Genomic DNA, 8,977 nt, shown 5'->3' on the forward strand with positions numbered 1-8,977 from the left:
ATCACACCCGCCACACCAGCCGCAGCCTGCGTGTGACCGATGTTCGACTTCACCGAACCCAGCAGCAGCGGCCGACCCTCAGGACGATCCTGACCATAAGTCGCCAACAGCGCCTGCGCCTCGATCGGATCACCCAACGCCGTACCCGTGCCATGCGCCTCCACGACATCGACGTCGGCCGGCTGCAGCCTCGCGCTGGCCAGCGCAGCCCGGATCACCCGCTGCTGCGACGGACCATTCGGCGCCGACAGACCATTGCTCGCACCGTCCTGGTTGACCGCACTGCCCGTCACCATCGCCAGCACCCGGTGCCCGCGAGCACGGGCGTCCGACAGCCGCTCCAGGACCACCATTCCGATGCCTTCGCCCCAGCCGGTGCCGTCGGCCGCCTCCGCGAACGGCTTGCACCGGCCATCGGCAGCCAAGCCCCGCTGGCGCGCGAACTCCACGAAGGTTCCCGGGGTGGCCATCACCGTCACGCCGCCGGCCAGCGCGATCCCGCACTCGCCGGACCGCAGCGCCTGCACGGCCAGGTGAATCGCCGTCAGGGAGGACGAACAGGCCGTGTCCACCGACACCGCAGGACCCTGCAGCCCGAGCGTGTACGCCACCCGACCCGACGCCACGCTCGCCGCGGTCCCTGTCATCACATAACCGTCGGCACCGGCCTGCTCGCCGGCCTGGTAGGCCGACGCGATGATTCCGGCGTAGACACCGGCATCGGTTCCCCGCAGCGAACCCGGCTCGATGCCGGCGTCCTCCAGCGCCTCCCAGCACGTCTCCAGCAGCAGGCGCTGCTGCGGGTCCATCCCCAACGCCTCACGCGGACTGATCCCGAAGAACTCCGCATCGAAATCGCCGGCCCCAGCCAGGAAGCCACCCACCCGGGCGAACGCATGGCTCGCGTCATCGGGATCGGAGCCCTCCGGACGCTCCAGGTTCCAGTCACGATCCACCGGGAACCCCGAGATCGCGTCGGTCCCTCCGGCGATCAACCGCCAGAAGCCCTCCGGGTCCTCGACCCCGCCCGGGAAGCGACAACCCATCCCTACGATCGCCACCGGCTCATGCTCACGTGCCTCCATGTGCCGGAGGCGCTTGCGCATCTGGACGAGTTCAGCCGAGGTCTTCTTCAGGTAGTCGAAGAGCTTTTCCTGATTTTCCATTAAAGGGTTTCCTCATCGATTCGTCGATCAAAGTCATCCGATTCCGACCCATGCAATCGGAATTCTTTGTCAAGGAAATCAAATACTTCATCAGGAGTCGCTGAATCAAACGCTATGGAAGCGCCGTCAGACTCGTCCACCGACTGGACCTCGCCCTGCGCGTCCATCCATTTGGACAGCATTCCGCGCAGGATTGTCGTGATGCCGTCCGGCGCCTCGCAGCTCCCCGCAAGGTTCAGAAGACGGGATTCGAGCTGGTTGAGCTCGGCGATCATCGGTGCCATCCCCGGGTCGCCGTCAGCGACGATTCCCGTCCGTACATATCCGGCGACCGCGGCCGGCGTCGGGTAGTCGAAGACCAGAGTGGCGGGCAGGCTCAAGCCGGTCTCGGCCGACAGCCGGTTGCGGAGCTCCAGCGCGGTCAGGGAGTCGATGCCCATCTCGCGGAAGGCCCGCTGCGGATCGACGTCCCCGGGGCCGGCGTGGCCCAGGACGACGGCGACGGCAGAGCGCACGATCAGTAGGACCTCTTGCTCACGCTCGGCGGGACCGAGCAGGGCCAGCCGGGCCGCCAAGCCGGCTGCGGCCGCGGCCGCAGCCGCGGTGGGCCGGGCGGGGGCACCGGCGACCAAGCCGCGCAGCAGCGGAGGCAGCGGCCCCCCGGCACGCGACAACGCGGCCAGGTCCAGCCGGGCTGGGACCGCCACCGGCGCACCCAACGCGGCGGCGGCCTCGAACAGCGCCAAACCGTGACCGGTCGTCATCGGCTGAATGCCGCCACGACGCAGGCGGGACAATCCGGTGCCGTTGAGGTGCCCGGTCATCTCCGACTCCCGGGCCCACAGACCCCAGGCCAGCGACTGACCGACCAGCTGCCGGTCGCGGCGGTAGGCGGCCAGCGCATCCAGGAACGCGTTGGCAGCGGAATAGCTCCCCTGACCCGGGCTCCCCAGAATGGCTGCGGCCGAGGAGTACAACACGAAGCCGGCCAGGCCCGTGCCCTCGGTCAACTCATGCAGGTTCCACGCCGCGTCGACCTTCGCCGACAGCACCGGCGCCATCCGCTCGGGCGTCAGCGACTCGACCGTCACGTCGTCGATCACACCGGCGGCGTGTACCACCGCGGTCAGCGGCCGCTCGGCCGCGATCCGCGCCAGCACCGGGGCGAGGGAGTCCCGGTCGGCGGCATCGCCGGCCTGGACCCGCACCTCCGCACCCGACCGTGCCAGCTCCGCGACCAGGCGGGCCGCGCCGGGCGCGGCCGGGCCGCGACGGGACAGCAACACCAGGTGCCGCATGCCACGGTCGTCCACCAGGTACCGGGCCAACTCCCCGCCCAGCGCGCCGGTTCCACCGGTGACCAGGACGGTGCCCTGGCTGTCCCACTCGGCGGGCGCGGTCCCGGGCTCCTCCGTCCCGGCCCGGACGAGCCGACGACCGAACGCCACCGCACTCCCGCCGTCACAGGCGGGACGGATGGAGACCTCGGGCTCGTCGGCGTCCAGCACCGCAGCCAGGACGGTGTCCACGTCTGCGTCGTGGGCGGGGTCCAGACCGGCTGACGGGTCGACGTCGACCAGCAGCAGACGATCCGGGTGCTCCGACTGCGCGGAGCGGATCAGGCCCGTCACCGCTGCGCCGGCCAGATCCTGACCGGCGGCCACGCCCTGGGTCCAGATCACCAAGCGTGCGTCGTCGGTCGCGGGGTCGGCCAGCCACTCCTGCACCCACCCCAGCACCGTCGCAGCAGCCAGCTGGGCCGCCTGCGACGCCGAACTCCCGGCGGGAGCGGCAGGCACCGCAGCAACAACCACCGGAGCCATCCCGGAACCGTGCCGCGCCCACTGCACTGCAGCAGCCGAAGCCTGCGCCGGCAGCGGAACCCAGTCCACCGTGAACAGCGACTGGCGCACCTGACGGGCCGCCCCGGCGAACTGACCGGCCGCGGCCTCACGCATCGCCAACGATCGCGCCTGCAGTACCGGCTGACCGGCACCGTCGAACGCCGTCACCGAGACGCCACTCGCCTCGGGCGCCAGGACCACCCGCAGCTGGCGGGCGCCGCCGGCCAGCAGCCGAACCCCCGACCACGCGAACGGCAGACCCGTCCCGCCACTGCCATCACCGGCGGCCAGCAGACCCTGCAGTGCCGCATCGAGCAGAGCGGGATGCAAGCCGAACCCGGCGACATCCGCTTCCGCAGCCTCCGGCAGCTCGACCTCGGCGTAGACGGTGTCCCCGGCACGCCACACCCGACGCAGGCCCTGGAACGCCGGCCCGTAACCGTAACCACGCTGAGCGAGACGCTCATAGGCGCCATCGACCGGAACCGGCTCCGCGCCGGCCGGAGGCCAAGCGACGAGCGAGGTGGGGGCAGGCTGGCCGTCGACCGGCGCAAGCACGCCGACCGCGTGTCGAACCCATTCGTCCTCCCCCTGGCGGGAGGAGACCGTGACGGTCCGTCGGCCGCTGTCGCCCTCGCTGTCGCCGACCTGGACCTGAAGCTGCACGCCGCCCTGGGTGGGCAGGAGCAGTGGCTCCTGGAGCGTCAGCTCCTCCAACACGCCGCAGCCGGCCAGGTCCCCGGCGTGGACCGCCAGGTCCACGAACGCCGTGCCGGGCAGCAGCACCGTGCCGTGCACCGCGTGATCGGCCAGCCACGGCATCCCGGCCAGCGACAGACGACCCGTCAACACCAGCCCATCACCCTCGGCCAGCCACACCGCCGCCGCCAGCAACGGGTGCCCAACGCGCTGCAAGCCGATCGACGACGCGTCACCGCCACCGGTGACGGCCTTGGGCCAGTAGTGCTGACGCTGGAACGCGTACGTCGGCAGATCAACCTTGACCGCCCGGCCCTCGTCGGCGGTTGCCGCGGCCCAGTCCACCTCCACACCAGCCGCATAGGCACCAGCCAGCGCAGTCAGCCAACGACCACGACCACCATCACCACGCTGCAAGCTGCCCGCGGCAACCAGGTCGTCGCCGGCCTGCGCGATCGCCAGACCCAGCACCGGATGCGGACTGACCTCCACGAACACCCGGTGGCCCTCCGCCGCGAGGCCGGCAATGACCTCACCGAAGCGCACCGTCTGCCGCAGGTTGCGGTACCAGTACCCACCATCCAGCCCGGCGGTATCCACCACGCGCGCTTCCAGCGTCGAGTAGAACGGCACCGCGCTGCTACCGGCACTCACGCCGGCCAGGTCCTCGGCCAGACGGTCCCTGACCGCCTCGACATGCGCCGTGTGCGACGCGTAGTCCACCGCGATCCGCCGCGCACCACGATCGGCGTAGGCGTCCGTGAACTCGCTGCAGGCCTCCGCGGTACCGGCGACCACGACCTGCCGCGGGCCGTTGACCGCCGCGACCGACAGGTCATCGCCCCAGCGGGAGACCCACTCCTGAACCTCCTCAAGCGAGGCAGGCACCGACACCATGCCACCCGTGCCGGCCAGTCCGGCCAACGCCCGGCTGCGCAGCGCCACAACCCGCGCGCCGTCCTCCAACGACAACCCGCCCGCCACACACGCCGCCGCGATCTCGCCCTGGCTGTGACCCACAACCGCCGCCGGCTCGACGCCATACGCCCGCCACAGCGCGGCCAGACTCACCGCCACCGCCCACGACGCGGGCTGAACCACATCCACCCGAGCCAACAGCCCCGCGTCACCAAGCACCTCACGCAACTGCCAGTCCACAAACGGCGCCAGCGCCTGCGCGCAACGCTCCATCGCCGCCGCGAACACCGGCTCCAGGTCCCACAACTGCAGACCCATACCAACCCACTGCGCACCCTGACCCGCGAACACAAACACCGGCCGCGACCCCGCCGCCGAACCAGCAACCCCGGCCACCACACCCGGAGCCTCCCGGCCCGCCGCAACCGCTGTCAGACCCGCCAACAACTGCTCACGGTCATCGCCGACCACCGCCAACCGGTGAGAGAACGCCGTGGTCCGGGTGACGGCCAGCGAGAACGCGACATCCTTGGCCGCAACCTCCGGACGGTCAGTCACGAACTCCGCCAGCCGACCCGCCTGCGCGGCCAGCGCCGCACCGGACCGCGCCGACAGCACCCACGCCACCGGACCCGAAGACGACTCCGGCCCGGCCAGGACAGGAGCATCCACGGCAGGGACATCCTGCGCGGGCTGCTCAAGGATCAGGTGCACGTTGGTGCCGCTGATCCCGAACGCAGACACACCCGCACGACGCGGACCAGTACCCTCCGGCCACTCGCGCGGCTCGGTCAGCAACTCCACCGCACCGGCCGACCAGTCCACATGCGAGGACGGGGCGTCCACGTGCAGGGTCTGCGGCAGCACCCCGTGCCGCATCGCCTGCACCATCTTGATCACACCCGCCACACCAGCCGCAGCCTGCGTGTGACCGATGTTCGACTTCACCGAACCCAGCAGCAGCGGCCGACCCTCAGGACGATCCTGACCGTAAGTCGCCAACAGCGCCTGCGCCTCGATCGGATCACCCAACGCCGTACCCGTGCCATGCGCCTCGACCACGTCGACATCACCCGGCTGCAGCCCCGCGCTGGCCAGCGCAGCCCGGATCACCCGCTGCTGCGACGGACCATTCGGCGCCGACAGACCATTGCTCGCACCGTCCTGATTCACCGCACTGCCCGCAACCACCGCCAGCACCCGGTGCCCGCGAGCACGGGCGTCCGACAGGCGCTCCAGGACCACCATCCCGACGCCCTCACCCCAACCGGTCCCGTCAGCGGCATCCGCGAACGGCTTGCACCGACCGTCGGCAGCAAGGCCTCGCTGCCGCGCGAACTCCACGAAGGTCCCCGGCGAGGCCATCACCATGACGCCACCGGCCAGGGCCATCCCGCACTCGCCCGAGCGCAGCGCCTGCGCCGCCAGGTGAATCGCCGTCAGCGACGAGGAACAGGCCGTGTCCACCGACACCGCAGGACCCTGCAGCCCCAACGTGTACGCCACTCGACCCGACGCCACACTCGCCGTCGTACCGGTCAGCCCGAAACCACCGGCACCGTCCTGCTCGCCGAGCTGGTAGCCCGAAGCGATGATGCCCGCGTAGACACCGGTATCGGTGCCCTTCAACGTTCCCGGGGCGATGCCGGCGTCCTCCAGCGCCTCCCAGCACGTCTCCAGCAGCAGGCGCTGCTGCGGGTCCATCCCCAACGCCTCACGCGGACTGATCCCGAAGAACTCCGCATCGAAATCGCCAGCCCCAGCCAGGAAGCCACCCACCCGAGCAAAAGACGCACTCGCATCAGCAGACTCGGACGCGCTCGGCGTCTCCCAACCGCGGTTCACCGGGAAGCCCGACATCGCGTCGGTCCCTGCGGCGATCAGCTGCCAGAAGCTCTCCGGGTCCTCGACCCCGCCCGGGAACCGGCACCCCATACCGACGATCGCCACCGGCTCGTCCGTGCCGACACGGACCGCTGGCACGGACGCCGCTCCGACGCCCTCGGTGGTCCCGCAGGCCTCTGCCACGAGGTAGCGGGCGACCTCCATCGGTGTCGGCCGGTCGAACACCAGAGTGGCAGGGAGCGTGAGCCTGGTTTCGGTCGAGAGCCGGTTGCGGAGCTCCAGCGCGGTCAAGGAGTCGATGCCCATGTCGCGGAAGGTCCGCTGGGGATCGATGTCCCCGGGACGGGCATGGCCCAGAACGATGGCGGTGCCGGCCCGGACGATCTGCAGGACCTCCTGCTCACGGTCGGCGGGAGACAGCGCGGCCAGCCGACCCGCAAGACCTCCAACGGCCGCAGCCGCTGCCGCGGACGGGCGTGCGGAGGCACCACCGGCGGCCAGGCCGCGTAGCAGCGCGGGCACCGGCCCCCCGGCACGCGACAACGCGGCCAGGTCCAACCGGGCCGGGACCGCCAGCGGCGTGCCCAGGGCAGTAGCAGCCTCGAAGAGCGCCAGCCCCTGCTCCGTCGTCAGCGGCTGGATGCCGCCACGGCGCAGGCGGGACAATCCGGTGCCGTTGAGGTGCCCGGTCATCTCCGAGGTCTGCTCCCACAGGCCCCAGGCCAGCGACTGGCCGGGCAGGTGCCGGTCCCGGCGGTAGGAGGCCAGCGCGTCCAGGAACGCGTTGGCGGCGGCATAGCCGGCCTGTCCCGGATTGCCCACGACGGCCGCGGCCGAGGAGTACAGCACGAACCCGGCCAAGCGCGCGCCCTGGGTCAACTCGTTCAGGTTCCACGCCGCGTCGACCTTGGCCGCCAGCACCGGCGCCATCCGCTCAGGCGTAAGCGACTCCACCGTCACGTCGTCGATCACACCGGCGGCGTGCACGACCGCGGTCAGCGGCCGCTCGGCCGTAAGCCGCGCCAGCACCGAGGCGAGACCCTCGCGGTCGGCGGCATCGCCGGCCTGCACCCGCACGCTCGCACCCGACTGCGCCAACTCGGCGACCAGACGGGCCACGCCCGGCGCGACCGGGCCACGACGGGACATCAGCACCAGGTGCCGCATGCCCCGAACGTTCACCAGGTGCCGCGCCAACTCCCCGCCCAGCGTGCCAGTCCCGCCCGTAACGAGGACGGTCCCCTGGCTGTCCCACTCGGCCGGCACGTTCAGCACGACCTTGCCCACCTGCCGGGCCGCCTGCAGGTACCGCAGGGCCGCCACAGCCTGCGACAGCTCGAAACACGTCACCGGCGGCGGAATCAGCGTCCCAGCCTCGAACATCGTCCCGAGCTCGGCCAACATCTCCGCGATCCGCGGCACGCCCGCGTCCATCAGGTCGAACGCCTGGTAGACGACTCCCGGATAGGCCTTGGCAACCTCGGCGGCGTCGCGGATGTCCGTCTTGCCCATCTCGACGAACCGGCCGCCGCGCGGCAGCAGCCGCAGCGAGGCATCCGTGAACTCCCCGGCCAGGGCGTTGACGACCACGTCCATGCCCTCGCCACCGGTCACGGCCAGGAACCGCTCACAGAAGTCGAGATCACGAGTGGAGGCGATGTGGCTCTCCTCCACACCGGCTGCGCGCAGCCCGTGCTGCTTGGCCGGGCTCGCGGTCGCAAAGACCTCCAGCCCCCACGCCTTCGCCAGCTGCACCGCAGCCGTGCCAACTCCACCCGTACCGGCGTGGATCAACACCCGTTGGCCGGGGCGAGCCTGGGCCAGATCCCGCAACGCGTAGAACGCGGTCAGGAAGCCTGCCGACACCGCCGCGGCCTGCTGGAAGGACCAGCCCTGCGGAACCGGGGCAAGCAGACGGCTGTCCACGATCCCGACCGGACCCCAACCGGGCACCAGACCCATCACCGACTGACCAACCGTCAGGCCAGTGACTCCGGGGCCGGTCTCCAGGACAACACCGGAACCCTCCATGCCCAGGACCCGGCCGTCCACGACCATGCCCAGCCCAGCCAGCACGTCATGGAAGTTGACGCCCGCCGCCCGCAGGCCCACCCGGACCTGACCCGCCGCCAACTCCGCACTCGTCTCGGGAGCGTCGATGACCGCGGCACTGCTCAGGTCACCGGGCTGAGTCACCTCGACCCGCCAGCCCGATCCAGTCGGCAAGGACAGCTCACTGGCGCGGGCCAACCGTCGGCCGAAGGCCGCGATCCCCCCGCCGTCAGCGGCGCGGCGGATGCGGACCTCGGGCTCGTCGGAATCCAGTACCGCGGCCAGGACGGTGTCCACGTCGGCGTCACGCGTCGGGTCCAGGCCGGCCGCCGGGTCGACATCGACCAGCAGCAGACGACCCGGATGCTCCGACTGCGCCGAGCGCACCAGACCCGTCACCGCCGCACCGGCCAGATCCTGACCGGCGGCCACGCCCTGGGTCCAGATCACCAA

General features: G+C 71.2%; 2 protein-coding genes. Both read right to left on the reverse strand.

The window, feature by feature from the left end:
* Positions 1-1,166 (reverse strand): beta-ketoacyl synthase N-terminal-like domain-containing protein (locus ACZ3KP_RS40785; protein ID WP_467506180.1); only part of this gene is annotated, 1,166 nt, incomplete at its 3' end.
* Positions 1,166-8,956, reverse strand: a complete 7,791-nt coding sequence (locus ACZ3KP_RS40790; RefSeq protein WP_467506182.1) for an SDR family NAD(P)-dependent oxidoreductase — start codon at positions 8,954-8,956, stop codon at positions 1,166-1,168. The genes ACZ3KP_RS40785 and ACZ3KP_RS40790, both read right to left, overlap by 1 nt.
* Positions 8,957-8,977 lie beyond the last annotated feature (21 nt).

The organism is Streptomyces sp. NPDC020958 (assembly GCF_055562175.1).